Annotated in this window: 21 protein-coding genes; 14 read left to right on the top strand and 7 right to left on the bottom strand. The window is 71.6% G+C overall.

Going from position 1 to position 25912, the window contains the following annotated elements:
* Positions 1 to 10: 10 nt before the first annotated feature.
* The 3 genes from KM933_RS14630 to KM933_RS14620 all read right to left on the bottom strand — a co-directional run bounded on the left by KM933_RS14630 (position 11) and on the right by KM933_RS14620 (position 2800).
* On the bottom strand, positions 11 to 1666 hold the full coding sequence (locus tag KM933_RS14630) for a penicillin-binding transpeptidase domain-containing protein (protein WP_221352360.1): 1656 nt from the start codon (positions 1664 to 1666) through the stop codon (positions 11 to 13).
* 237 nt (positions 1667 to 1903) lie between these two features.
* The gene (locus tag KM933_RS14625) at positions 1904 to 2311 is read right to left on the bottom strand and encodes a hypothetical protein (protein ID WP_221352154.1); all 408 of its coding nucleotides are present in this window, start codon (positions 2309 to 2311) and stop codon (positions 1904 to 1906) included.
* Between the two features lie 183 nt (positions 2312 to 2494).
* Positions 2495 to 2800, bottom strand: coding sequence for a DUF6355 family natural product biosynthesis protein (locus tag KM933_RS14620; RefSeq protein WP_221352151.1), 306 nt, complete (start codon positions 2798 to 2800; stop codon positions 2495 to 2497).
* A gap of 155 nt (positions 2801 to 2955) precedes the next feature.
* Between KM933_RS14620 and KM933_RS14615 the strand changes: the two genes are divergently transcribed.
* On the top strand, positions 2956 to 3885 hold the full coding sequence (locus KM933_RS14615; protein WP_221352149.1) for a LysR family transcriptional regulator: 930 nt from the start codon (positions 2956 to 2958) through the stop codon (positions 3883 to 3885).
* Positions 3886 to 4032: 147 nt separating this feature from the next.
* On the opposite strand, the gene KM933_RS14610 is transcribed toward KM933_RS14615, so the two are convergent.
* On the bottom strand, positions 4033 to 5775 hold the full coding sequence (locus KM933_RS14610) for a dolichyl-phosphate-mannose--protein mannosyltransferase (RefSeq protein WP_221352147.1): 1743 nt from the start codon (positions 5773 to 5775) through the stop codon (positions 4033 to 4035).
* A 62-nt stretch (positions 5776 to 5837) separates the two neighbouring features.
* Between KM933_RS14610 and rsmI the strand changes: the two genes are divergently transcribed.
* The 10 genes from rsmI to KM933_RS14560 all read left to right on the top strand — a co-directional run bounded on the left by rsmI (position 5838) and on the right by KM933_RS14560 (position 19340).
* Complete coding sequence (rsmI, locus tag KM933_RS14605) at positions 5838 to 6692, top strand: 16S rRNA (cytidine(1402)-2'-O)-methyltransferase (protein ID WP_221352145.1); 855 nt, start codon at positions 5838 to 5840, stop codon at positions 6690 to 6692.
* Between the two features lie 393 nt (positions 6693 to 7085).
* The gene (locus KM933_RS14600; protein WP_221352143.1) at positions 7086 to 7559 is read left to right on the top strand and encodes a hypothetical protein; all 474 of its coding nucleotides are present in this window, start codon (positions 7086 to 7088) and stop codon (positions 7557 to 7559) included.
* 37 nt (positions 7560 to 7596) lie between these two features.
* Positions 7597 to 8466: a TatD family hydrolase gene (locus KM933_RS14595; protein WP_221352141.1), complete on the top strand. Its 870-nt coding sequence runs from the start codon at positions 7597 to 7599 to the stop codon at positions 8464 to 8466.
* Positions 8467 to 8649: 183 nt separating this feature from the next.
* Positions 8650 to 10212 carry a resuscitation-promoting factor gene (locus KM933_RS14590; RefSeq protein WP_221352139.1) on the top strand — a complete coding sequence of 521 codons (1563 nt, stop codon included), beginning with the start codon at positions 8650 to 8652 and terminating at the stop codon, positions 10210 to 10212.
* Between the two features lie 158 nt (positions 10213 to 10370).
* Positions 10371 to 11231, top strand: coding sequence for a 16S rRNA (adenine(1518)-N(6)/adenine(1519)-N(6))-dimethyltransferase RsmA (gene rsmA, locus KM933_RS14585; protein ID WP_221352137.1), 861 nt, complete (start codon positions 10371 to 10373; stop codon positions 11229 to 11231).
* The gene (locus KM933_RS14580) at positions 11228 to 12121 is read left to right on the top strand and encodes a 4-(cytidine 5'-diphospho)-2-C-methyl-D-erythritol kinase (RefSeq protein ID WP_221352135.1); all 894 of its coding nucleotides are present in this window, start codon (positions 11228 to 11230) and stop codon (positions 12119 to 12121) included. The genes rsmA and KM933_RS14580 overlap by 4 nt, the downstream gene beginning before the upstream one ends.
* 255 nt (positions 12122 to 12376) lie before the next feature.
* Positions 12377 to 14191 carry an ABC-F family ATP-binding cassette domain-containing protein gene (locus KM933_RS14575; protein WP_221352133.1) on the top strand — a complete coding sequence of 605 codons (1815 nt, stop codon included), beginning with the start codon at positions 12377 to 12379 and terminating at the stop codon, positions 14189 to 14191.
* A 213-nt stretch (positions 14192 to 14404) separates the two neighbouring features.
* Positions 14405 to 16309 (top strand): outer membrane protein assembly factor BamB family protein, encoded by a 1905-nt coding sequence (locus KM933_RS14570; protein ID WP_221352130.1) that lies wholly within the window; start codon positions 14405 to 14407, stop codon positions 16307 to 16309.
* Between the two features lie 160 nt (positions 16310 to 16469).
* Positions 16470 to 18326, top strand: a complete 1857-nt coding sequence (locus tag KM933_RS14565; protein WP_221352129.1) for an outer membrane protein assembly factor BamB family protein — start codon at positions 16470 to 16472, stop codon at positions 18324 to 18326.
* Between the two features lie 309 nt (positions 18327 to 18635).
* The gene (locus KM933_RS14560) at positions 18636 to 19340 is read left to right on the top strand and encodes a helix-turn-helix transcriptional regulator (protein ID WP_221352127.1); all 705 of its coding nucleotides are present in this window, start codon (positions 18636 to 18638) and stop codon (positions 19338 to 19340) included.
* Positions 19341 to 19378: 38 nt separating this feature from the next.
* Here the strand turns inward: KM933_RS14560 and KM933_RS14555 are convergent, their stop codons facing one another.
* The 3 genes from KM933_RS14555 to KM933_RS14545 all read right to left on the bottom strand — a co-directional run bounded on the left by KM933_RS14555 (position 19379) and on the right by KM933_RS14545 (position 22893).
* Complete coding sequence (locus KM933_RS14555) at positions 19379 to 20671, bottom strand: serine hydrolase domain-containing protein (RefSeq protein ID WP_221352125.1); 1293 nt, start codon at positions 20669 to 20671, stop codon at positions 19379 to 19381.
* Positions 20672 to 20761: 90 nt separating this feature from the next.
* The gene (locus KM933_RS14550) at positions 20762 to 21106 is read right to left on the bottom strand and encodes a hypothetical protein (protein WP_221352123.1); all 345 of its coding nucleotides are present in this window, start codon (positions 21104 to 21106) and stop codon (positions 20762 to 20764) included.
* Between the two features lie 35 nt (positions 21107 to 21141).
* Positions 21142 to 22893 carry a sodium:solute symporter family protein gene (locus KM933_RS14545; protein ID WP_260333556.1) on the bottom strand — a complete coding sequence of 584 codons (1752 nt, stop codon included), beginning with the start codon at positions 22891 to 22893 and terminating at the stop codon, positions 21142 to 21144.
* Between the two features lie 135 nt (positions 22894 to 23028).
* On the opposite strand from KM933_RS14545, the gene galT reads away from it, so the two are divergent.
* The 3 genes from galT to KM933_RS14530 all read left to right on the top strand — a co-directional run.
* Positions 23029 to 24090, top strand: coding sequence for a galactose-1-phosphate uridylyltransferase (gene galT / locus KM933_RS14540; RefSeq protein WP_221352121.1), 1062 nt, complete (start codon positions 23029 to 23031; stop codon positions 24088 to 24090).
* The gene (gene galE, locus KM933_RS14535) at positions 24087 to 25100 is read left to right on the top strand and encodes a UDP-glucose 4-epimerase GalE (RefSeq protein ID WP_221352119.1); all 1014 of its coding nucleotides are present in this window, start codon (positions 24087 to 24089) and stop codon (positions 25098 to 25100) included. Before galT ends, galE begins: the two co-directional genes overlap by 4 nt.
* On the top strand, positions 25100 to 25912 hold an 813-nt coding region (locus tag KM933_RS14530; RefSeq protein WP_260333555.1), incomplete at its 3' end, for a galactokinase. The genes galE and KM933_RS14530, both read left to right, overlap by 1 nt.

Below are 25912 nucleotides of genomic sequence, written 5' to 3'. Positions count from 1 at the left end.
GCGGGTGAGTTCAGCCACCTGTCCGTAGCACGGCTGCGACAATCGGACCCGCCGCGTCCCCGCCGTGTCCGCCCCGCTCCACCATGGCCGCGACCGCGAGGTCGCCCCTGAAGCCGGTGAACCAGCTGTCGGACATCTCCTCGCCGTCGACATCGGCGGAGCCGGTCTTGGCGCCGATGTCGCCGCCGAGGCCGGCCATGGCCCGGGCGCCGGTGCCGCTGGTCGCGGTGAGCCGCATCATCTGCTTCAACTGGGCCGCGGTGCCGCTCGGCAGGCCGCGGGCGGTGGCCAGCCGCCGGCCGTCCAGCTTCGGCGGCACGAGGTAGGGCTGGCGGAACGTGCCCGTGATCGCGGTCGCCGTGACGGAGGCCATGTTCAGCGGGTTCATCTGGACCTCGCCCTGACCGATGGCATTGGCCGCGCGGTCCGGGCCGCCGGACGCGGGGACGCTCCCGTCGAAGGAGACGATGCCCGTCTTCCAGTCCTTGCCGAGACCGAACCGCTCCCGCGCCTCGGTGCTGAGCGACTCGTCGGTGAGGGGTCGTTCGTCGGAGCCGTCGATGAGCTTGACGAACGCCGTGTTGCACGAGCGCGTGAAGCTGTCGGCGAGCGTGGCGCCCTCGTCCGGTTCCATGCCGGTGAGGTTCTTGAACATCTGGCTCTGCCAGGTGGCGGTCGCCGGACAGGGCGCCGGGCCGTTCATCGTGGTGACGCCGTTGTCGATGAGCGTCGCCGCGGTGACGATCTTCATGGTGGAGCCGGGGGCCACCTTGCCCTGGAAGGCCGCGTTGAACCCGTCCTCGCGGTGGTTCGCGACCGCCAGCACCTCGCCGGTGCTCGGCTTCACGGCGATCACGGACGACTGGGCGTACTGCTCGGCGGCCTTCTCCGCCGCCGCCTGCACGCCCACGCCGATCGTGGTGCGCAGCCTGCCGGCCCTGCCCTCGGCGAGCGTCACCAGCGGGGTGTCGCCCGCGTCCTCGCCCGTGCCCTCATCCGTGTGCCGGACGGCGAGCTCGACCCCGGGGGAGCCGCCCGCCTTGTCGCCGTACCGGTCGCGCAGGGCGTCGAGCACGGGACCGAGCGAGGGGTACTCCTCCTTGGTCAGGACGACGCCGTCGCGGTCCACCGCCTCGATGGGCGGGCTCGCCGACTCGCCCGTGACCAGCGTGTCGCCGGTCTTCAGGTCCGGGTGCAGGACGGACGGCCGCCAGTCGACGAGCGCCCGGCCCGTTGTCCGCCCCCGCACGACTGCCAGCTCGCTCCTGTACGCGAGCGGCTTGCTCTTCCCCTCGTACGACACGGTGGCCGCCACCGAGAAGGGGACGGTCGTGCCCGTCGCCGTGCCCGGGGTGACCTTCACCTTCCCGATGTGCGCCTGGCCCGCGTAGTCGGCCAGCAGGACCCTGGCGACCTCCGCGTTGTCGGTCAGGCCCGCGGCCGCGGCGGCGTCCCCCCGTTCCCAGGCGGCGAAGAACTTCCCGGAGGTCTCCCGGACCTCGTCGGCGGACGGCGGCCCGGTCCTCTCCGCACCGGCCGCCGAGCTCCCGCTTCCGTCCCCGTCCCCACTGACGGCGCCGACTATGTTGTAGGCGCCGTACCCGGCGCCCCCCACCATCACAGCGAACACCCCGCCCACCATGGCGGCCTTGACCCCGTTGCGCATCACGCGCCCCCTCCCCGGACCCTCCCCGCACATCTTTCTGAACACGTTCAGAAAGATGTCTGTGGGTCGCACTGTATGCGGGGAGAGTGACGGAAGGGGATGGTGTTCCCGGATCGTTGCACCCGGTTCTGTACCCGGACCCGTGCCCGGCCCTGTGCCCGGCTCCGGGCCCGGCGGTCACCGTCCGGGGCCGGTGCGGTGTCGGACGGCAAAGCGGCGGGCGTCGCACGCGATCCGTCAGCACTGGTCCATTCCGGCGGGTGGATCATAGGGGGTGAAAACGACTGAGGCCGGAACGTTTCCCCAATCTCCGACCACGTCGCCCTGGGCCCAGTACCAGATGTCGTTGCCGCCTGAATGCTGGTCCCCGTACCCCCAGCAGTTGAAGGTGCTCCACGGTGTTTCGAGATACTCGACCCGACGTGAGGAGTAACTTCGATGCTCGTACATCGGTGTATGCGCGACGTTACTGCAATACAGCTTCCCACCGCTCGTGTAGCAATCGGCGGAAAGCGGTTCCTGCCCTGCTGCCGCTCTGATGTGTTCCTTGCTCGGCGTGGCGTGAGCCGGCCCCGATGCCGCAAGTGAGCCAATCGTCGCCATGACGGTGACCGCGGTTGTCGCAATCGATGCGGACAGCTTCATTGTGTTTCCCCTCCGGGATTCCCGACCGCCGGTGACGCCGGTCGGCAATGACGGCAAGGCGATACAGCAGGGCGATACAGGAAGGTGATAGGGCAGGGTGATACGGCAAGCGGTGGGCGGGCCGTCTTCGACGAGAGGCCCGCCCACCTGCTCACTTTGCCTTGTCCGACTTTTTCCCAGCCGTCAGCAGGTCCCGATGGAGTGGGCGTAGACGATACGGCTGGCGGTGCCGAGCGTGGTCTCACCCTGTCCGACGCACCGGTATTCCTCCTCGTAGGACCAGTTGATGTCGATCTCGATAATGACCGAGCCCGAGCCGCAGTGACCGTAGTAGGCGGTGTCGCTCGTCTCGTAGTAGCCACACGCCATGGCGCCGGCGCCCCCTGCGGGCGCGGCCTGGGCGGCCCCGGAGAGTGCCGTACCCGCGAGGATCGCAGTACTGAAGGCCGTCGCGGCGACGCGGAGCGACTTGCTGATGTTTTTCCGCATGAGAGGTCCCCACTAATCGAAGTCGATGGAATAAGGAGTGGGTGTCTCGCGTTCACGGAGACACGCACACAGGCACGACATCAGGCTCACAGGATGTACCGCCGTTGTCAGGGGGCCCGATGATGAAAGTTCTCTTCGATTAGTAAGCTGAGCTTATGGCCGCAGGTAGGCAGGACGGGGGAGGAGCTGCTGTGTCAGCGGAACCGAGCATTCACCAGTTACGGCTGTTCCTGGCACTGAGCGAGGACCTGCACTTCGGGCGCACCGCCGCGCGCATGTTTATCAGCCAGTCCGCCGTCAGTCAGCAGATCCGGGATCTGGAAAAGCGTCTGGACGTGCGGCTGTTCGAGCGCACCAATCGGGCGGTCGATCTCACCGTGGCCGGCCGGGCACTTTTTCCCGAGGCCCGGAAGGCGATCGCAGCCGTCGACCAGTTGCGCAGCGTCGCCGACGCGCAGTCCCGTCAGCTGTCTCACCGGATCGTTGTAGGAACCGTTGGAGCCGAGGCTGCCATGCCGCGGACCCGTGCCGTCCTCCAGATACTGCAGGACCGCCAACCGCAGACGGAAATTCAGGTGGTCACTCTGAATTTCCTCGACCACATGAACGCCCTCTTCCGACGGGAAGTCGACATCGCCTTCCTGCGTCCTCCCGTTCCGGACGGCATGGAACTCCACCGACTGGCCTCCGAACCGCGGGTCGCGTGCCTGCCTGCCAGTGATCCCCTGGCGGCTCTGCCGCGGATCGCGCTGGCCCAGGTTTCCGGCTACCCGGTGGTCGACATGCCCGCACAGGTACCGCGGGTGTGGTGGGACTTCTGGGCGGTGGACCCGCGCCCCGACGGCAGTCCCGTGCGGTACGGGCCGGTCGTCAACGACATGGAGGCACTGCTGCACAGCGTGGCCGACGGGGAGGCGATGTGCTTCCTCCCCGCCGCTGCCCGTGAGTTCTTCCCCCGCCCCGGCGTCCGGTACGTCGACGTCACCGACCTCGAACCGTCCACCTCGGCACTGGCCTGGCTCGCGAGCCGTCGGGACGAGCCCACCATCGCGGAGGCCCGGAAAGCCGCAGACGCCGTTGGGTGACCACCGAAGCCGTGTGTCAGCCGCCGGACCCGACGGCGCCGACGAACGCCGTCCGGGCGGCGGCGCCGATGACGGGGACGGAGGGGGCTTGCCGTCGAGGTCCTGGACGACGCCGGGGACGTCGTCCAGGACTTTGCGGGGCAGCCCTCAGACCCAGGTGTCCAGCCACATCCGGGAGCGCCAGCTGTCGATGGGGATCGCCTGGCCCGTGTAGATCGGCCAGAAGTAGATGAAGTTCCACGCGATCAGCAGGATCAGGACGCCCGCCGTCGCCGCGCCCGCCACCCGGCGGCGTTCCGTGGAGCCGGGCGGGCCCAGGATCGCGCCGGTCATCATCGCCACCGCCAGGCACAGGAAGGGGAGGAAGACGACCGCGTAGAAGAAGAAGATCGTGCGTTCCTGGTAGTGGAACCACGGCAGGTAGCCCGCCGCGACGCCGCACGCGATCGCGCCCGCCCGCCAGTCGCGGCGGAAGAGCCAGCGCCACAGGACGTACAGGACGGCGAAGGCCGCCGCCCACCACAGGAGCGGTGTGCCGAGGGCCAGCACCTCGCGGGCGCACTTCTCGCCCGCGTCCGTCGGGCAGCCGTCCTTGCCGGGCAGCGGGGACTCGTAGAAGTACGAGACGGGGCGGCCGGTGACGATCCAGCTCCACGGGTTCGACTCGTACGTGTGCGGGGAGTGCAGGTCGACGTGGAAGTCGTACACCTGGGTCTCGTAGTGCCACAGGCTGAGCCACCAGTCGGGGAACAGCCAGGACCAGTCGCTGCTGCGGCCGTCGGCCGTGGCCCAGTTGCGGTAGTAGCCGCCCTTGCCGTCGGCGGCGGACAGGAACCAGCCCGTCCACGACGCGATGTACGTGACGACCGCCACCGGGACCGTGGACAGGAACGCCCAGCCGACGTCGCGCCTGAGGACCGACAGGTAAGGATGGGGGGCGCCCGCCACGCGTCGCGCGCCGAAGTCCCACAGGACCGTCAGCAGGCCGAACGCGGCGAGGAAGTACAGGCCGTTCCACTTGGTGCCGATGGCCAGGCCCAGCATCAGCCCGGCCGCCAGGCGCCAGGGGCGCGGGCCGAGGCGGGTGGTCGCCGCGGTGTGCGGGTCCGGCCGGACGATCCCGTCGGCGTCCCGCGGGAGGGCCGCCGCGAGGCGCTCCCGCGCCCTGTCGCGGTCGACGAGCAGGCAGCCGAAGGCCGCGAGGACGAAGAACATCAGCACCTGGTCGAGCAGCGCGGTGCGGCTCATCACGAAGTGCAGGCCGTCCACGGCCATCAGCGCGCCCGCCAGGCACCCGAGGAACGTCGAGCGGAACAGCCGGCGGCCGATCCGGCACAGCATCAGCACGGACAGCGTGCCGAGCAGGGCCGTCATGAACCGCCAGCCGAACGGCGTGAACCCGAACATCCACTCGCCGAGCCCGATGACGTACTTGCCGACCGGCGGGTGGACGACGTAGGCGGCGTCCGTCGGGATCCTGACGTCCCCGCCGTTCTGCAGGATCAGGTCGTTGGCGTTCTTGGCCCAGTTGACCTCGTACCCGCGGTGGATGAGCGCCCAGGCGTCCTTGGCGTAGTACGTCTCGTCGAATATCACCGCCTTCGGGCCGCCCAGGTTCCAGAACCGCATCAGGCCCGCCACCAGCGTGACGAGCAGCGGACCGCCCCACGCCGACCAGCGCACGACGCGCCCGGCGGCCTCGGGGCGGAGCCCGATCACGGCCCACAGACGCGGGCCGGGTTCGGTGTACGCGGGCACGAGGCGGTCGCGGACGTCGTCTGCGGGCCCGGCCGTGTAACCGAACCTGCGCAGCCGCCGCTGCCACGACGGCCGCTGCTCTTCGACGTCCTGTCCCTGCCGGGTGTCCGTGGAGGACGCGGTACTTGTCACCGCGCCATCGTAGGGAACAGGTCTGTGCGAGTCCCGCGGGCCGTCCCTGCGAGGATGGAACCGTGACAGGAACCCTCGTACTCGCAGGCACACCCATCGGGGACATCACGGACGCACCGCCCCGGCTGGCGGCGGAGCTGGCGGGGGCCGACGTGATCGCCGCCGAGGACACCCGGCGGCTGCGGCGGCTGACCCAGGGCCTGGACGTACAGCCCTCGGGGCGGATCGTGTCGTACTTCGAGGGCAACGAGTCGGCGCGTACGCCCGAACTCGTCGAGGCGCTGGTGGGCGGGGCGCGCGTGCTGCTCGTGACGGACGCCGGGATGCCGTCCGTGTCCGACCCCGGATACCGGCTGGTCGCCGCCGCCGTGGAGAAGGACATCAGGGTCACGGCCGTCCCGGGCCCGTCCGCCGTGCTCACCGCGCTCGCGCTGTCCGGGCTGCCCGTCGACAGGTTCTGCTTCGAGGGCTTCCTGCCGCGCAAGGCCGGCGAGCGGCTGTCCCGGCTGCGGGAGGTCGCGGGCGAGCGGCGCACACTCGTGTACTTCGAGGCACCGCACCGGCTCGACGACACGCTCGCCGCGATGGCGGAGGTGTTCGGCACCGACCGGCGGGCCGCCGTCTGCCGCGAGCTGACCAAGACGTACGAGGAGGTCAGGCGCGGGCCCCTCGGGGAACTGGCCGCCTGGGCCGCCGAAGGGGTGCGCGGGGAGATCACCGTCGTCGTGGAGGGCGCCCCGGAGGTCACCGAGGTGCTCGACGCCGACGAACTGGTGCGCAGGGTACGGGTGCGCGAGGAGGCGGGGGAGCGGCGCAAGGAGGCGATCGCCGCGGTCGCCGCCGACGCGGGGGTGCCCAAGCGGGAGGTCTTCGACGCGGTCGTCGCGGCGAAGAACGCCTCGCGGCCCGCCTCCTGAGACCCCCGCCTCCTGAGACCCCTGCCTCCTGAGACCCCCGCCTTCCGGGTCCCTCCCCTCCTCCTGACTTCTGGTCCCGTCTCCGGAGGCCCACCGGACACGGCCGGCCCGTGGCTCACGGCCGGCCCGTGGCTCACGGCCGGCCGCCCGGCGCCATGAGGGAGTACGGGGCTGCTTGAGGGGGCGCGCGATGTCACAAGGGGGCGCGCGGCCCCCATGCGAGGGCAAAGGACCGCCGGGAAGGGCAAAGTCCGAACCGGCTGCCGAGGGCCGTCCGGCAAGGAACGGCCAAGACGGTTCCAACACTCGGCAGGAGTGGTGCGTTCATGTCGGCCGGGGCGTCCACTGGAACAGGACGCACCCGTCCTCGTCCAGCGGACAAGAGGAGCTGGCATGAGCGAGATCGCAGGGCAGACCGGTCGGACCACCGGCGGACCCGCACCCCGGACCACCGCGGCCGACACGGCCCACGAGTCGTATTCCTTCGCCTGCATGCGCTGCGGGCACGGCTGGGAGCAGTCGTACGAGATCGAGCACCACTTCGACGCCGACGGAGCGGAGTTCGTGACGTACGTGGCCGACGGCCTGGTCGTGCCGTCGCCGCTGAGCCGGCCGAACTGCGTGAACTGCGACGGCCACCTCGTACGCATCATGCGGGCGGGCCAGGTGTCCTCGGCGCAGAACTCGATGCGCCGCACCCTGTCCGTGCCGCCGATGAAGCGTGCCGTGGCCCCCGCACCGCCCGAGCAGGTCCCCGCACCGCCCGGGCAGGTCCCCGCACCGTCCGGGCCGGCGACGGCCAAGGTTCACCACCGCTGGCACCTCTCCGGCCTGCTCCACCCGTTCCACCACCGCAGGACGGTGTGACCGCGAGGGCCCTGCGCCCGCTTCGTAGGATCGGGGCATGCCTTCCCACACCGAAGCCCCGCCGCCACCGGACCCCCTGCGGGTCCCGGTGGCGGACTCCCACACCCATCTCGACATGCAGACCGGCACGGTCGAGGAGGGCCTCGCCAAGGCCGCGTCGGTCGGCGTGACGACGGTCGTACAGGTGGGGTGCGACCTGGCGGGGTCACGCTGGGCCGCCGAGACGGCCGCCGCCCACGACGCCGTCCACGCGGCCGTCGCGCTCCACCCGAACGAGGCGCCGCGCATCGTGCACGGTGATCCCGACGGCTGGTCCCGGCAGGGGGCACGGCAGGCGGGGGGCGACGGCGCACTGGACGAGGCGCTCGCCGAGATCGACCGGCTCGCCGCCCTCCCGCAGGTCAAGGGCGTCGGCGAGACCGGACTGGACTACTTCCGCACCGGCCCCGAGGGCAAGGACGCCCAGGAGCGGTCCTTCCGCGCCCACATCGAGATCGCCAAGCGGCACGGCAAGGCGCTGGTCATCCACGACCGGGACGCCCACGCCGACGTGCTGCGGATCCTGAAGGAGGAGGGCGCGCCCGAGCGGACCGTCTTCCACTGCTACTCCGGCGACGCGGAGATGGCGGAGGTCTGCGGCCGCGCCGGCTACTACATGTCGTTCGCCGGGAACATGACCTTCAAGAACGCGCAGCCGCTGCGGGACGCCCTCGCCGTGGCGCCGCTGGAACTCGTCCTCGTCGAGACCGACGCGCCCTTCCTGACCCCCGTGCCGTACCGCGGACGGCCCAACGCCCCCTATCTCGTTCCGGTCACGGTCCGCGCCATGGCCGCCGTACGGGGTCTGGACGAGGACGCGCTGGCGACGGCGCTCTCCGCCAACACTGCCCGCGCGTTCGATTACTGAGGCATAACGGCCGACGCGCTCCCGGAGGCCGGCCGGGGGCGTGTCGTCACCCTGAGTGGCCGCGCTGCTTTGGAGAGTGACGATCGCTCCGCTAGGTTCTGTCCGCCCACCCGCCTCCCACCCTCTGCTGAAGGAGTCCCGCGGGCGTACCTCTCTCCACCGGTTCTTCTGGAGCGTGTCGTCGTGAGCAGTGCGCAGTACGAGACGTATGGCCCGGCCCGCCCGACATACGAGAACCCCTGGCCGTACGGCCAGGGACACGGCTACGGGCACGGGCACGGCTACGGCCCCGGCCACCCGGACACGTACCGGCCCGCGTACGAGTACGGGGCCGGTCCCGGGACCGGAACCGCGTACGAACCCTGGTACCAGCCCGGTTACGGGCCCGCGTACGAACCCGGGTACCCGCTCCGGGCCGAGCACGAGCACGCGCGCAAGCACGAGTGCGAGGACGAGGACGGACCCGAGTGCGGGGACGGGGGCGAGCACGGGGGCGAAGACAGCGATGAAGACAGAGACGACAGAGAAGACAGAGACGGGGATGGGGACGGGGACTGGGACTGGGACGGCAGCGGGGACGGGAATGCCGGCGGGCCCCGGCGGGGCGGGCGTATCGAGGCCAAGCGGGCCGCCCGGCGCCGCAGGAGCGCGGACCGGCCCGACGTACGGAAACTGCTCCCGCAGGCGCTGGTCGTGGCCTTCCTCGCGGGCGGCACCTCCGCGTTCGTGGCCGACGACAAGGCGGTCGAACTGACCGTCGACGGCCGGCCGCGCACACTGCACACCTTCGCGGACGACGTCGGCGAGCTGCTCGCCGACGAGGGGGTCCGGGTGGGCGCCCACGACGTGGTCGCCCCCGCCCCCGGGACCGCCCTGTCCAGCGGCGAGGAGATCGTCGTGCGGTACGCGCGGCCCGTGCGGCTCACCCTCGACGGGAAGCGGAGCGACGTGTGGACGACGCAGCGCACCGTGGAGGAGGCGCTGCGGGAGTTCGGGGTACGTGCGGAGGGCGCCTACGTGTCGGTGCCGCGCGCCCGGCGGATCGGGCGGGCGGGGCTCGCACTCGACGTCCGCACCGAGCGGGCGGTGACGGTCATGGCGGACGGGCGGGCCCGGACGGTCCGCACGAACGCGGCGACCGTCCGGGAGGTCGTGGCGGAGGCCGGGGTCGTCCTGGACGCGCAGGACACCCTGTCCGTCCCGGCCGGGAGCTTCCCCCGCGACGGGCAGACGGTGACGGTCATGCGGATCACCGGCACGAAGGAGATCCGCGAGGAGTCGATCCCCTTCGAGGTGCGGCGGACTCCGGACCCGGGGCTGTTCCTCGGCACCGAGGTCGTGGAGCGCGCCGGGCAGCCCGGACTGCGGCGCGTCACGTTCGCCCTGCGGACCGTCAACGGCGTCCGGCAGAGGCCGCGGCGGCTGCGGACCGAGGTGGTGCGCGAACCGCAGGCGCAGGAGGTGAAGGTGGGCACGAAGCCGCTGCCCCGGTCCGTGCAGGGGGCGGACCACCTGAACTGGCAGGGGCTCGCCGACTGCGAGTCCGGCGGGCGGGCGGCGGCGGTCGACCCGTCCGGGACGTACGGGGGGCTCTACCAGTTCGACACGCAGACCTGGCACAGCCTCGGGGGAGCGGGGCGGCCGCAGGAGGCGTCCGCCGAGGAGCAGACGTTCCGGGCGAAGAAACTGTACGTGCGGCGGGGGGCGAGTCCCTGGCCGCACTGCGGGAGCCGGCTGCACGACTGAGACGCGGCCCGTCCACGCGGCCCGTCCACGGGGGCGGGGGGCGGGTGCGGGTCCGGTGCGGGCCCGGTGGGGGCCGGTCGCGCAGTTCCCCGCGCCCCTGGAGGCGGGGCCGCGCCCTGCCCGACCGGTGCGGGGCCGGTCACCCGTACCCTTGGGGCGTGACCAGCCCCGCCTCCGACGCCCTCCTGGGACCCGCCGACATCCGCGAACTCGCGGAAGTCCTCGGCGTACGGCCCACCAAGCAGCGCGGTCAGAACTTCGTCATCGACGCCAACACCGTGCGGCGCATCGTCCGGACCGCGGACGTCCGCCCCGACGACGTGGTCGTCGAGGTCGGACCGGGCCTCGGGTCGCTGACCCTGGGCCTCCTGGAGGCGGCCGACCGCGTCGTCGCCGTCGAGATCGACGACGCGCTCGCGGGCGCGCTGCCCGCGACGATCGCCGCCCGCATGCCGGACCGCGCCGAGCGCTTCTCGCTCGTCCACGAGGACGCCATGAGGGTGACCGAACTGCCGGGTCCCGCCCCGACGGCCCTCGTCGCCAACCTCCCGTACAACGTCGCCGTCCCGGTGCTGCTGCACATGCTCGACACCTTCCCCAGCATCGAACGCACGCTCGTGATGGTGCAGGCGGAGGTCGCCGACCGGCTGGCCGCCCCGCCCGGTTCGAAGGTCTACGGCGTGCCCTCCGTGAAGGCGAACTGGCACGCCGAGGTCAGACGGGCCGGGTCGATCGGCCGCAACGTCTTCTGGCCCGCCCCGAACGTGGACAGCGGGCTCGTCTCGCTGGTCCGGCGTACGGAGCCGGTCGCGACGACCGCCTCCCAGCGCGAGGTCTTCGCCGTCGTGGACGCCGCCTTCGCCCAGCGGCGCAAGACCCTGCGGGCCGCACTGGCCGGCTGGGCCGGTTCGGCCCCGGCCGCCGAGGCCGCCCTCGTCGCGGCCGGCGTCTCGCCCCAGGCACGCGGCGAGGCGTTGACGGTGGAGGAGTTCGCACGGATCGCGGAGAACAAGCGATGAGCGTGACCGTACGGGTCCCCGCCAAGGTCAACGTCCAGCTCGCGGTGGGCGGCGCCCGCCCCGACGGGTTCCACGACCTGGCCAACGTCTTCCTCGCGGTCGGCCTGTACGACGAGGTCACGGCGACCCCCGCCGACTCCCTCCGGGTGACCTGCGAGGGGCCCGACGCGGCCCGGGTGCCCCTGGACCGTACGAACCTGGCGGCCAGGGCGGCGGAGAAGCTCGCCGCGCGGTACGGCCGCCGGGCCGATGTGCACCTCCACATCGCCAAGGACATCCCCGTCGCCGGGGGCATGGCGGGCGGCTCCGCCGACGGCGCGGGCGCGCTGCTCGCCTGCGACGCCCTCTGGGGCACGGGGGCCTCGCGGGAGGAACTCCTCGACATCTGCGCCGAGTTGGGCAGCGACGTACCGTTCAGCCTGGTCGGCGGGGCGGCGCTCGGCACCGGGCGGGGGGAGCGGCTGCGGGTCCTGGAGGTCGGGGGGACCTTCCACTGGGTGTTCGCCCTCGCGGACGGCGGGCTGTCGACGCCGGCGGTCTACGGGGAGTTCGACCGGCTCACCGCGGGGGCGCGGGTGCCGGAGCCGGCCGCCTCCGACGAGGTGCTGAAGGCTCTGGCGGCGGGGGACGCGGCGGGGCTCGCCGCCGCGGTCTCCAACGACCTCCAGGCCGCCGCGCTGTCCCTGCGGCCGTCGCTGGCCTCGACGCTGGCCGTCGGCGGCGGGGCCGGGGCGCTGGCGTCGCTCGTGTCGGGGTCCGGGCCCACGACCGCGTTCCTCGTCCAGGACGCCGGGGCCGCGCGGAAGGTCGCCGAGGCGCTGGTGGGCTCCGGGACGTGCCGTGCGGTGCGGGTGGCGGCGGGGCCCGTGCCGGGGGCGGTCGTGCTCTGACACCCGCCCGCCTGCCTACTTACCTACCCGCTCGCCCGCCTGCCTGCCCGGCCGCCCGGTTCGCGGGCGTCGTGGGCCGGCTGCGGGTCCGGTGGCGGCCGGGCGCGCCCGCGCGGCGGAGCCGCATACGGACACGGCCCCGCGCCCCTGACGGGGTGCCCCGTCGACGGGGCACCCCGTCAGGGGCGGGCGGAAGGATCATCGTTGGGGGCGGCTACCCTGGAAGGTCGATCGATCCCCCTTGTCAGGAGTGCGATGGCCGTCAATCTGGTCAATGTCGAGGCAGTCAGCAAGGTGTACGGAACCCGTGCGCTGCTCGACGGAGTCTCCCTCGGCGTGTCCGAAGGGGACCGGATCGGGGTGGTGGGCCGCAACGGCGACGGCAAGACCACGCTGATCCGCATGCTCGCCAAGCTGGAGGAGGCCGACACCGGGCGCGTCACGCACTCGGGCGGCCTGCACGTCGGCGTGCTCACCCAGCACGACTCCCTGGACCCCGCGGCCACCGTGCGCCACGAGGTCATCCGGGACATGGCCGACCACGAGTGGGCGGGCAACGCGAAGATCAGGGACGTGCTGACGGGCCTGTTCGGCGGGCTCGACCTGCCCGGCTTCCCGCAGGGCCTCGACACCGTGATCGGACCGCTGTCCGGCGGCGAGCGGCGGCGCATCGCGCTGGCCAAGCTGCTCATCGAGGAGCAGGACCTGATCATCCTCGACGAGCCCACCAACCACCTGGACGTGGAAGGGATCGCCTGGCTCGCCCGGCACCTGCGCGAGCGCCGGTCCGCACTCGTGTGCGTCACCCACGACCGCTGGTTCCTGGACCAGGTCTGCACCCGCATGTGGGACGTGCAGAAGGGGGCCGTGTACGAGTACGAGGGCGGCTACACCGACTACGTCTTCGCGCGCGCCGAGCGGGAGCGCATCGCCGCCACCGAGGAGGTCAAGCGGCAGAACCTCGTCCGCAAGGAGCTGGCCTGGCTGCGCAGGGGCGCCCCCGCCCGTACGTCCAAGCCGCGGTTCCGCGTCGAGGCCGCCAACGAGCTGATCGCGGACGTGCCCCCGCCGCGGGACAGCAGCGAGCTGATGAAGTTCGCCTCGTCCCGGCTCGGCAAGACCGTCTTCGAGCTGGAGGACGTCACCGTGCAGGCCGGGCCCAAGGTGCTCCTCAAGCACCTGACCTGGCAGCTCGGTCCCGGCGACCGGATCGGCCTGGTCGGGGTGAACGGCGCGGGCAAGACCTCCCTCCTGCGCGCCATGGCGGAGGCCGCCCGCTCCGAGGGCGAGAGGCAGCCCGCCGCGGGCCGCGTCGTCACCGGGAGGACCGTCAAGCTCGCCTACCTCTCCCAGGAGGTCGCCGAACTCGACCCGGAGCTGCGGGTGCTCCAGGCCGTCCAGGCGGTCCGCGACCGGGTCGACCTCGGCAAGGGCCGGGAGATGACCGCGGGCCAGCTCTGCGAGACCTTCGGCTTCAACAAGGAGAAGCAGTGGACGCCCGTCGGCGACCTGTCCGGCGGTGAGCGCCGCCGGCTCCAGCTGCTGCGGCTGCTGATGGACGAGCCGAACGTCCTCTTCCTCGACGAGCCGACGAACGACCTCGACATCGAGACCCTCACCCAGCTGGAGGACCTCCTCGACGGCTGGCCCGGCTCCATGATCGTGATCTCCCACGACCGGTTCTTCATCGAGCGGACCACCGACCGGGTGTTCGCGCTCCTCGGCGACGCGACCCTGCGGATGCTGCCGCGGGGCATCGACGAGTACCTGGAGCGGCGGCAGAGGATGGAGGAGGCGGTCGCGGCCTCGGCCCCGGTCTCCATGGCCGAAAAGAGCGGTTCCTCCGCCGCCGGGTCCGCCAAGGAGGGCCGCGCCGCGAAGAAGGAGCTCCAGAAGATCGAGCGGCAGCTGGACAAGATCTCCGAGAAGGAGTCCAAGCTGCATGCCCAAATCGCCGACAACGCCACGGACTTCGGAAAAGTGGCGAAACTGGACAGCGAGCTGCGTGAACTGGCCACCGAGCGCGAGGAGTTGGAAACGCGCTGGCTGGAGCTCGCGGATGACGCGTGACACGGTGCGCGCAGGAGCGTAACAAGGGCATCACAGGCCGGTCCTCCCTTGGAAACAGGGGAGAACCGGCCCGGTGTTCGAGCGCCACAGGGTGATAGAAAGAGCCGTCTGGGAACAGTCTCGGACGGTCTGACAACCACTGTGAGTGCGGCGCCCGGTGCGTTGCGTACCGCAGGGCATGGCTAAAAATCAGTGAAGAGGGGGGACGCGCTGATGACTCAGCCACCCAAGGAGCCGCAGCAGGACGGGTCCGGAGTGCCGCAGGACCAGCCACCGCAGCAGGGCGGTTTCGGCCCCCCGCAGGACCCGCGGGGAGCGACGCCCCCGCCACCACCGGCCCAGACACCGCCGCCCCCGCCGGGTGCTCCGACGCCCCCGCCGCCCTCGCCGGGCACCCCGCCGCCCCCGCACGGCGTGCCCGGGGCCCCGACGCCTCCCGCCGGGCCCGGTTACGGCTATCCGCAGCAGCCCGGTCCCTACGGGCAGCCGCAGCAGCCTCACCAGCCGGGGCCCTACGCCCAGCCGGGACCGTACGGGCAGCCGCAGCAGCCGGGACCGTACGCCCAGCCCGGTCCGTACGGGCAGCCGCAGCAGCCGGGGCCCTACGGCCAGCAGCCCGGGTACGGCTACCCGACGCAGCCGCAGTTCCCGGGCGGTCCCGGCACTCCGCCCGGCGGCGGCCCGGGCGGCCCCTTCAAGGGCAGGACCGCCGCGATCATCGGCGCTGCGCTGGCCGCCGTGCTCGTCGTCGGCGGCACGGTCCTGGTCGTCTCCAGCGGTGACGACGGCGGCGGCAAGAAGAAGCCCGTCGCCGGCGGCAGCCAGGACGCCGGGCCCTCCGGCTCCGACGCGCCGGTCAACCCCGGTGACGGCGAGGGTGACGGCAACGAGGGCTCCGACGACCTCAACGAGGGCCGTCAGGCGGGCGAGGCGAAGGTGCTCTGGTACAAGGAGGCGCCCGACGCGCCCGGTTCCGGCGCCTCCGCCCCCGGCATGTGGATCACCGACGAGGTCGCCGTGAAGGCCGCCTACAAGCAGGTCTTCGCCTACGACGTCGAGGACGGCGGGGTGAGCTGGCCGGCGATCACGTTCCCGCAGCCCATCTGTGCCGCCTCCGCGCAGAAGACCTCGGACGACAAGGTCTTCGTCGCGTACAAGGAAGGCGCCAAGAGCAGCGCCGAGTGCAACCAGATCGTCGAGATCGACCTCGCCACCGGCAAGAAGGGCTGGACCAAGGAGGTCCCGAAGGGGGACCTGTTCGACAGCTCCCTCAGCCTCAGCCTGAACATCGCCGGGGACACGCTGCTGGTCGGCCGCTCCATGTCCGGCGTCGGCTACGACACGGGCAGCGGCGACAAGCTGTTCGACAAGAAGAAGTACGCCACCGACTGCTTCCCGTCGGCGTTCGCGGGCGGCGCCAAGCTGCTCGCCGTCTCCTCCTGCGGCGCGGGTGGCGACAACGAGCACGACGAGGTGCAGGAGCTCGACCCGAGGACCGGCGAGGCCAGGTGGACCAAGAAGATCCCCGAGGGCTGGCGCGTCGAGCGCACGTACTCCGTCGACCCGGTCGTCCTCTACCTCACCAACGCGGACAAGAAGCAGTGGAACGTCACCACGCTGAAGAACGACGGCACGGCCCGTTCCCAGCTCGACGTCGACGAGTCGTTCGCGCCGGACTGCGGCTGGGCGATCCTCTCGCGTGACCTGCTGGGCTGCGAAGGGGTGGCGGCCGACGCCAACACCCTCTACCTGCCGACCGAGGCGAAGAGCGGCGCCAACCAGATCGTCGCGGTGAGCCTGGAGACCGGCAAGGAGAAGTGGCGCGTCAAGTCCCCCGGGGACACGTCGATGCTGCCGATGAGGACGGACGGCACCGACCTCGTCGCGTACGTGAAGCCCTCGTACGACTCGGGCGGGCGGATCGTCTCCATCCCGACCGGCGGCGGCTCGCACACACCGAAGACGCTGCTGCGGAACCCGCAGGGCGCGGCGCAGGTGGAGAACGGATTCTTCTCGAAGGACGTCGACTACGTGGACGGGCGCTTCTACCTCTCCACCACCCGTCTGACGGGCAACGACCAGTCCAAGGAGAAGCTGATGCTGGCCTACGGCAAGTGACCGGGCCGGTCCTCCCCCCTCCCGTACCCCGCGTCCGCTTCCCCGTCCCCGTCCGCGTCTGTGTCCGCTTCCCCTTCCACGGCCTTCGCGACCGCTTCCGCGACCGCTCCGCGTACGTCCGCCCGACCTCCGTCCCCTTCGCATCCGAGGTACTCACGCCATGAGCCAGCCGCCGCCCCCGCCGCCCAACCAGCCGCCCCAGGGAGGCGGTTCCGGTGCGCCGCAGAACCCGCCTCCGGGCGGCTTCGGCCCGCCCCCGCCGCCCGCCCCGCCCGCCGGACCCCCGCAGCAGCCCCCGCAGCCGGGGTACGGCTACCCGCAGAACCCCCAGACCCCGCAGACCCCGCCCCCGGCCGGCCCGCCCGCCGCGCCGCCGCAGGGTCCGCCCCAGCAGCCGTACGGCTACCCGCAGGGAGCCCCGCAGCCGCCGACCCAGCCGGGGTACGGCTACCCGGGCCAGCCGCCCGCCCAGCCGGGCTACGGCTATCCCGGGCAGCAGCCCCCGCCCCCGTACGGCTACCCGCAGCCGCACACCATGCCGATGCAGCCGCAGGTCCCGCAGGGCGGGGGCAAGGGCGGCACCCAGCTGGCGATCATCGTCGCGGCCGTGGTGGCGATCGCGCTGATCGTCGGCGCCGGTGTCCTGTACGCGAACTCCTCCGGCGGGAACGACGGCAAGGACACCTCCGCGAGCTCCGGCGGTGCCGAGGGCAAGGGCGGCGAGGACGGCGGCGGTGACGACGGGGCGGGCTCGGGGGGCGGCTCGGAGAAGGTGCCCTCCAGCACCGGCGCCAAGGTCCTCTTCCAGCTGCCCGCGCCCGAGGTCCCCAAGAAGGAGGTCTGGAGCGTCGAGGGCTCCTGGCTGACGGAGAAGGTGTACGCCAAGGCGGGCGTCCGCAAGGTCGTCGGCCATGACCCGGACACCGGCAAGGAGGTCTGGTCCCTGCCGCTGAAGGGCCTGACCTGTGCCGCTTCCCCCGAGGTCACCAAGGACGGCGTCGCCGTGGTGGTCGCCGAGGAGGCCCCGCGCACCAAGGCCGACCCGTACCCGCAGTGCACCGAGATCACGGCCTTCGACATGGACACGGGCAAGGAGCTCTGGACGAAGTCCGTGGCTCCGGGCGGCGGTGAGAAGGCCAAGTTCAAGGAGGCCAGCATCACCGGCACCACGGTCGCGCTGGGCTCCGGCCTCGACGGCGGCGCCGCCCTGGACCTCACCGACGGCAAGGTCCTGTGGCAGCCGAAGGTCGAAGCCTGCGAGGACGTCGGCTACGCGGGCGGCGAGCAGCTCGTCGCGGTCCGCAAGTGCGGCGACTACGGCAACGAGAAGTACGAGGTCCAGCTGCTCGACCCGAAGTCGGGCACCGTCAAGTGGAGCTACAAGCTCCCCGCGGGCATCGACAACGCCAAGATCATCTCCACCAAGCCCGTCGTCTTCGGCGTGGACTCCGGCGAGATCACCGCCTCCGGCGCGACCGACGTCTTCTCGCTGGACGACGGCGGCAAGCTGCGGGCGAAGATCACGCTGGAGGACGGCAAGTACGAGCACGACTGCGGTGTGAACAAGGTCCACGACTGCAAGTCGATCGCGGTCGGCAACGACAAGCTGTACGTGCCGACCAGGCAGCACGAGGGCGCCGAGAAGTACAGCCGGGTCAACGAGATCGTGTCGTTCTCGCTGGCCACGGGCAAGTCCACCAGCGACCGCGCCGACGCGGGCGACGGCTACGAGATCTTCCCGATCCGGATGGACGGCACCGACATCATCGCCTTCAAGATCGGTCCCTACGACAAGGGCTCGCAGGTCGTCTCGATCGACGGCAAGTCCTTCGAGGAGACCAAGCTCCTGGAGACCCCGGCCACCGACCAGGTCCGCAGCGCGATCAGCGGGATGGTCCCGAAGTCGTCGGAGATGCGGTACACCGGCGGCCGGCTCTTCATGGCCGAGGACCTGATCAGCGCGCCCTACTCCAAGACCGAGAAGGACTACACGGCGATCGGCTTCGGCGCCGAGTGACCGGGTGACCGGGCGGCCCGGTGACCGGGCGGCCCGGTGGCCGGGTGGCCGGGCGGCCGGCCTGTCGGGTAGTGCACCGATCAAGCGTTCGTCCGTCGATCACGGCTCCGCCCCTGTTCAGGGGCGGAGCCGTTCCCATAGACCCCATCGCTCGCGAATGTGAGGATTTTCGGAAAACCGGGGCACTTCTCTCCAGTAGGGGAAGCGCAACGTCGAACAAGCGTGTAGCTTCCGGGGGATGGAGAGCCGGGGGGCTCCTGTCCATGGAGTACCAGAAGGACCTTGGGGGGGACTGGGGGGTTGGGCTCGATGGGAGTGCGGCTCATGGTGGTCGACGACCACCGACTGCTCGCCGAGGCGCTGGCCTCGGCCCTGAAGCTGCGCGGGCACCGCGTGCTGGCCGCGGCCGCGCCCGCCGCGGGAGCGGCGGAACTGGTGATCACGAGGGCGCCGGAGGTGTGCCTGATGGGCACGGCCACGCCGGCCGAACCGGGCATCTTCGACCCGGTGGTGAAGATCAAGAGAGACCGGCCGCAGGTCGCGGTGCTGGTCCTCGGACCGGTGCCCAACCCGCGCGGGATCGCCGCCGCGTTCGCGGCCGGCGCCTCCGGTTACGTGCGGCACGACGAGCGGATAGAGGGGGTCGAACGGGCCATCATGAAGGCCCGCGCGGGGGAGGCCGCGGTGGCGCCGCAACTCCTCCAGGGCGCCTTCGGCGAGCTCCTCAACCCGGCCGCGCAACCCGACGACGAGGGACAGCGGCTGCTCCAGATGCTGACGCCCCGGGAGGTCGAGGTGCTGGTGCGGGTGGCCGACGGCGAGGACACCCGGCTCATCGCGGCCGGCATGGGCATAGCGCCGAGCACCGCGCGCACGCATGTGCAGCGGGTCCTGATGAAACTGGGTGTGGGCTCCCGGCTGGAGGCCGCCGCGCTGGCGGCCCGGACGGGCCTGCTCGACCGCGCGGGACCGGTGTCCCCGCGCCCGGCACCGGGCACGGGCCAGGGGATCTGAGCCGCCACCGGGTGAACCCGTCCCCTCGGCGGGTGGGTTCACCCGGTGGCGCAGAGCGCGTGGTCGATCAGGTCCGTGATGCCCCGCAGCTGGCGTACGGCGGTCTCCTCGTCACCGGGGCGGCTGTGGGCGGAGACCGTGATCGCGGTCCGGCCGTCGTCGGTGACCGCGGGGAAGGCCAGGGCGCCGAAGCTGCTGCCGCTGTGGCCCCAGTAGCCGCCGCCGCAGGACAGCGGGGTCCGGAAGATCCCCAGCCCGTCACGCGAGCCGGGTACTTCCCCGGGGCGGTCGGGCAGGGCGATCGTCCTCCGCAGCTCGGCGAGTTGCGCGGGAGCCAGCAGTCTCCCGCCCAGCAGCGCCCGGAAGAACGCGTTCGTGTCCGCGGCCGTGGCGAGGACCGACCCGTCGGCGTCCCCGTCGAACGGCAGGTAGGCGAGGGTGGTGTCGGTCATCGGACCGGCCGGCTCGAACTGCTGGTAGTTACGGGCATGGGGGCGCGGCAGGGACGGGTCGTCGCCCGGTGTGACGGTGCGGGTGAGTCCGAGCGGGCGCAGGATCCTGGCGTGGACCTCCCGGTCCCAGGACCGGCCGGTGACCGCCTCGATCACCAGGCCCGCCAGGATGTAGTTGGTGTTGGAGTACTCCCAGCCCGCCCCGGGGGCGAAGGACGGCGGATGCGTCATGGCGAACGCCACGCGCTGCTCCGAGGTGTAGGTGGTCCCGCGATGCTCGTGGTACCCGGCGGCGCTGAGGTCGGGGACGACGTCCTGGACGTACTCGGGCAGCCCGCTGGTGTGCTGGAGGAGGTGGCGCAGGGTGATCCGGCGGCCGTCGTTCCCGTGGCCCCGGACCACCTCCGGCAGCCACTGCTCCACGGTGTCGTCGAGCGACAGCCGCCCCTCGCCGGCCAGTTGCAGCAGCACGGTCGCCACGTACGTCTTCGTGGTGCTGCCGATCCGCAGGTACCCGTCGCGGGGCACGGGCGTCCCGGTGCGGAGGTTCCCGACGCCGCTGCGCACGGTGCGTACCCCGGCCGGGGTCTCCAGCCGCACGGACACACCCGTCACCCCGGCGTCGCGCAGCGCGTCGGCGTCCCGCTGCAACGACTGCACGGGGGACGGCTGTCCGGTGTTGCCGCCGCCGCCGCCGGTGCCGGTGCCGGCCGTCGAGACGTGCGCCGGAGCGAGGGCGGCGAGGAGCGCGAGGACGGTGACCGAGGCGGCGGAGGCCGCCCGGCCCCCGGCCCGGACGGTTCGAATGCTCCGGACAGTTCGGATGGTCCGGACGGTCCGGGGACGGCGGCCGGTACGCGTGCTGCGGATGATCGGCATGGACCAACCGTAGGAACGCGCGTACCGGACGGCCATCCGGCGGACCGTACCTTCCCGCGGGGGATTTCCCCCCTTTTTTTGCCGCGGTGGCTACTCGGCCGGATCGTCGGCCGGTGCCGGGGGCACGACCGGGCGCAGCCACAGCCAGGCCAGGAAGAACAGACCGAGGGCCAGCATGGCCAGGCCCGTCCAGAGGTTGATGTTGACGCCCTCCGCCTTGTCGATGTCGGCGTCGGACGCGGCGAACCCGGCGATCGTCACGATGACCCCGTAGACCACGAAGAGGCCGCCGATGATGCGGCGGATGTCGAACAGCCGGGCCGCGGTGGCCGACCTGCCCTCCAGTTCGGTGACCTCGCGGTGGACGTCGTGCTCGGAGTACCCGTGGCGTTCGGGGTGTTCAGGACGTTCGGGGTGTTCGGGAGTGGTGGACATGGGGATTCGGCCCTCCGGTCGTCGGCAGGAGAAGGTCAGAAGGAGAAGGGGATGTAGCAGAGGGCGGCCAGGACGACGGCGCCCCAGCCGAGCAGCGCCGGCCTGCGGTACCAGGCGTCGTCGCCCTCGCCGGCCGGTTCCTCCATGCCGGGCGAGCTCGTCCCGTACACCAGCCCCCGCAGCTCCGCCTCCGATTTCGGCGCGGTGAAGAGCGAGACGGCGACCATGACCACCGCGCCGGCCACGAACCCGGCGATGGCGGAGACGAAGTTGGCGCCCTGGTCGGAGGGGATGCCGATGATGTCCTGCTTGTACAGGACGAAGTAGTTGACCATCGCGGCCGTGGTGCCGGCCAGCAGCCCCCAGAACCCGGACTTCATGGACGCGCGCTTCCAGAACATGCCGACGATGAACACGACGAACATCGGCACGTTGAAGAAGGAGAACAGCGTCTGGAGGTAGCTCATGATGTTCGAGAAGGACGAGGCCAGGAACGCCGTGCCGATCGACGCCAGCACGCCGATCGCCGTGATGAGGCGGCCGAAGCGCACGTAGTACGCGTCCTCCTCGTCCCGCTTCACGTACTTGCCCCAGATGTCGTTGGTGAAGACGGTGTTGAAGGAGGAGATGTTGGCCGCCATGCCCGCCATGAACGCCGCCAGCAGCCCCGTCACCGCGATGCCGAGGACCCCGTTGGGGAGCAGGTCCTCCATCAGGTACGGGATCGCGTCGTTGTACTGGAGGTCGGAGCCGGCCGTTCCGATCTTCGGCACGAGCACGGCTGCGACGAGGCCCGGGATCATCACGATGAAGACGATGAAGATCTTGGGGAACGCGGCGATCAGCGGGGTGCGCTGGGCCGCGGACAGGTTCTTCGCGGACAGGGCGCGCTGCACCTCGGCGAAGTTGGTCGTCCAGTAGCCGAAGGAGAGCACGAAGCCGAGGCCGAGGACGATGGTGAGCCAGTTGGCGCCGAGCGGGTTGTCGCTGCCGATGCCGGTGCCGCCCCACGCCGTGGTGAAGTCACCGCCGTGGTTCGCGGTGAGCGAGTCGGTCAGGCCGTCCCAGCCACCGACCTTCATCAGGCCGAGCACCGTGAGGGGGATGAGCGCGGCGAGGATGACGAAGAACTGCAGCACCTCGTTGTAGATCGCGGACGACAGGCCGCCGAGGGTGATGTACCCGAGCACGAAGGCGCCCGCGACGACGATCGACACCCACTCCGGCCAGCCGAGCAGCGCCTCGACGACGATGGCGAGGGCGTAGAGGTTCACCCCGGCGATGAGGACCGCGGCGAAGGCGAACAGCACCGAGCTGAGCAGGTGCGCGCCCCTGTCGAAGCGCAGCAGCAGGAACTCGGGGACGGACCTGACCTTCGACCCGTAGTAGAAGGGCATCATCACCAGGCCCAGGAAGACCATGGCGGGGATGGCGCCGATCCAGTACCAGTGCACGGTGTAGACGCCGTACTGGGCGCTGTTGGCGGCCATGCCGAGGATCTCGGTGGCGCCGAGGTTGGCGGCGACGAAGGCGAGGCCGGTCACCCAGGCGGGCAGGGACCGCCCGGAGAGGAAGAAGTCGAGGCTGGTCTTCACCGACCGGCGGGCGGCGAACCCGATGCCGAGCACGACGACGAAGTAGATCGCCAGGATCGCGTAGTCGAGCCAGTTGGTGGGGAGCCGCAGCTCCGCGGCCAGATGCGTGGGCAGTTCCGCAACCGGGTGCGCGGGTGCGTGCGTGGGCGTGTACGTGGGGGGAGCAGCGGTTGGATATGTGGGGGTCTGCATACTCGCTCACTTCTTTTTTGGTGTTCTTTGTTTGATTGAGGGGCGGACATACGTGGGGATTTGTGGTTTGATGTGTTTGGTTCTGTTTACTGGTCTTGATTCCGGTAGTGATCCGGTAGGGATGGGGAGTCCGGCGTGAAGAAGACCTCGACCCGGCTGGCCGACGGTCGTGAGCTCATCTACTACGACTTGCGCGACGACACGGTGCGCGACGCGGTGGACCGGCGCCCGCTCGACCGCACGGTCACCACATCGGAGGTACGGCGCGACCCGCTGCTCGGTGACGCGGTGGCCATCGCCTCGCACCGCCAGGGCCGCACCTACCACCCGCCGGCCGGCGAATGCCCGCTGTGCCCCTCCGAGGGCGACCGGCTCAGCGAGATCCCGGACTCCTCGTACGACGTGGCGGTCTTCGAGAACCGCTTCCCGTCGCTGGCCGGCGACTCCGGACGCTGCGAGGTCGTCTGCTTCACCTCGAACCACGACGCGTCCTTCGCCGACCTGACGGAGGAGCAGGCGGGCCTGGTCCTGGAGGCGTGGACCGACCGCACGGCCGAGCTGTCCCACCTGCCCGCGGTGGAACAGGTGTTCTGCTTCGAGAACCGCGGCGCCGAGATCGGTGTCACCCTGGGGCACCCGCACGGGCAGATCTACGCCTACCCCTTCACCACGCCCCGGACGGCCCTGATGCTCCGCTCGCTGGCGGCGCACAAGGAGGGGACGGGCGGCGAGAACCTCTTCGACGCCGTCCTGGAGCGCGAGCTGGCCGGTGAGCGGGTCGTCCTGGAGACCGAGCACTGGGCGGCCTTCGTGCCGTACTCCGCGCACTGGCCCTACGAGGTGCACCTGTACCCGCGCCGCCGCGTGCCGGACCTGCTGGCCCTGGACGAGGCCGCGCGTGCGGAGTTCCCCCAGGTCTACCTGGAACTGCTGAGGCGCTTCGACCGGATCTTCGGCGAGGGCGAGCCGGCGACGCCGTACATCTCGGCGTGGCACCAGGCGCCGTTCGGCGCGCTGGAGGAGTTCGACGGTGTGGTGCGCGAGGACTTCGCGCTCCACCTGGAGCTTTTCACCATCCGCCGTACGTCGGGCAAGCTGAAGTTCCTCGCGGGTTCCGAGTCGGGCATGAACGTCTTCATCAACGACGTGCCGCCGGAGTCCGCGGCCCAGCGACTGCGAGAGGTAGCGAGTTCATGAGCGGTAAGTACCTGGTCACCGGCGGTGCGGGTTATGTGGGCGGGGTGGTCGCCCAGCACCTGCTGGAGGCGGGGCACGAGGTGACCGTCCTCGACAACCTCTCCACCGGCTTCCGCGAGGGCGTCCCGGCGGGCGCGGCCTTCGTCGAGGGCGACATCCGCGACGCCGCCAAGTGGCTGGACGCCTCCTACGACGCCGTGCTGCACTTCGCGGCGTTCTCGCAGGTCGGCGAGTCGGTCGTGAAGCCCGAGAAGTACTGGGACAACAACGTCGGCGGCACGATGGCCCTGCTGGCGGCGATGCGCGAGGCGGGCGTGCGCACGCTGGTCTTCTCCTCCACGGCCGCGACGTACGGCGAGCCGGAGACCACCCCGATCGTCGAGACCGCGCCGACGCTCCCCACCAACCCGTACGGCGCCTCGAAGCTGGCCGTCGACCACATGATCACCGGTGAGGCGGCCGCGCACGGGCTGGCCGCCGTCTCGCTGCGCTACTTCAACGTGGCCGGCGCGTACGGCACCTGCGGCGAGCGCCACGACCCCGAGTCGCACCTGATCCCGCTCGTCCTCCAGGTCGCCCAGGGCCGCCGCGACGCCATCTCCGTCTACGGCGACGACTACCCGACGCCGGACGGCACCTGCATCCGCGACTACATCCACGTGGCCGACCTCGCGGAGGCGCACCTGCTGGCGGTCGCCGCCGCGCGGCCGGGCGAGCACCTGATCTGCAACCTCGGCAACGGCAACGGCTTCTCGGTCCGCGAGGTGATCGAGACCGTCCGGCAGGTGACCGGACACCCGATTCCCGAGGTCGCGGCCCCGCGCAGGGCCGGCGACCCGGCGGTGCTCGTCGCCTCCGCCGCCACGGCCCGCGAGCGGCTGGGCTGGAACCCGTCCCGCGCGGACCTCGCGGGAATCGTCGCGGACGCGTGGGAGTTCGCGCAGAACACCGCGCAGAACACCGCGCAGGACACCGCGCAGGGCGTCGTCGCGAAGGCGGAGGGGAACTGATGGAACCAACGGAACCGACGGAACCGGTGAGGGCGGAACAGGCGGCCGAGCGGGTCCGCGGCGGCTTCGAGCGGCTGTACGGGACGGCTCCCGAGGGCATCTGGGCGGCCCCCGGCCGCGTCAACCTGATCGGCGAGTACACCGACTTCAACGAGGGCTTCGTCATGCCGCTCGCGCTGCCGCACACGGCGGTGGCGGCGGTCTCGCGCCGCGACGACGGCGTGCTGCGGCTGCACTCGGCCGACATCGAGGGCCCGGTCGTCGAACTGCACGTCGACGGCCTCGCACCGCTGACGAACACCAGCTGGGCGGCCTACCCCGCCGGGGTCGTCTGGGTCCTGCGCGAGGCCGGACACGCCGTCACGGGCGCGGACGTCCACCTCGCCTCGACCGTTCCGACGGGAGCGGGCCTGTCCTCCTCGGCGGCGCTGGAGGTGGTGACGGCCCTGGCCCTGAACGACCTGTTCGGGCTCGGCCTCACCGGGCCCGAGCTGGCCCGGGTCGCGCAGCGCGCGGAGAACGACTTCGTGGGCGTGCCCTGCGGGGTCATGGACCAGACGGCGTCCGCCTGCTGCACCGAGGGCCACGCCCTGCACCTCGACTGCCGCGACCTGTCGATCCGGCAGGTCCCCTTCGACCTCCCCGCCCAGGGATTGCAGCTCCTCGTCGTCGACAGCCGCGTCAAGCACGCGCTGGGCGACGGCGCGTACGCGGAGCGTCGGGAGGGCTGCGAGGAGGGCGCCCGGCAGCTCGGCGTGCCCTTCCTGCGCGACCTCGCGTACGAGGACCTCGACGCGGCGCTCGCCCGCCTG

This window comes from Streptomyces beigongshangae, from assembly GCF_019710745.1.
GTDB classification, from domain to species: Bacteria; Actinomycetota; Actinomycetes; order Streptomycetales; family Streptomycetaceae; genus Streptomyces; species Streptomyces beigongshangae.
This window is presented reverse-complemented; position numbering and strand designations above follow the sequence as displayed.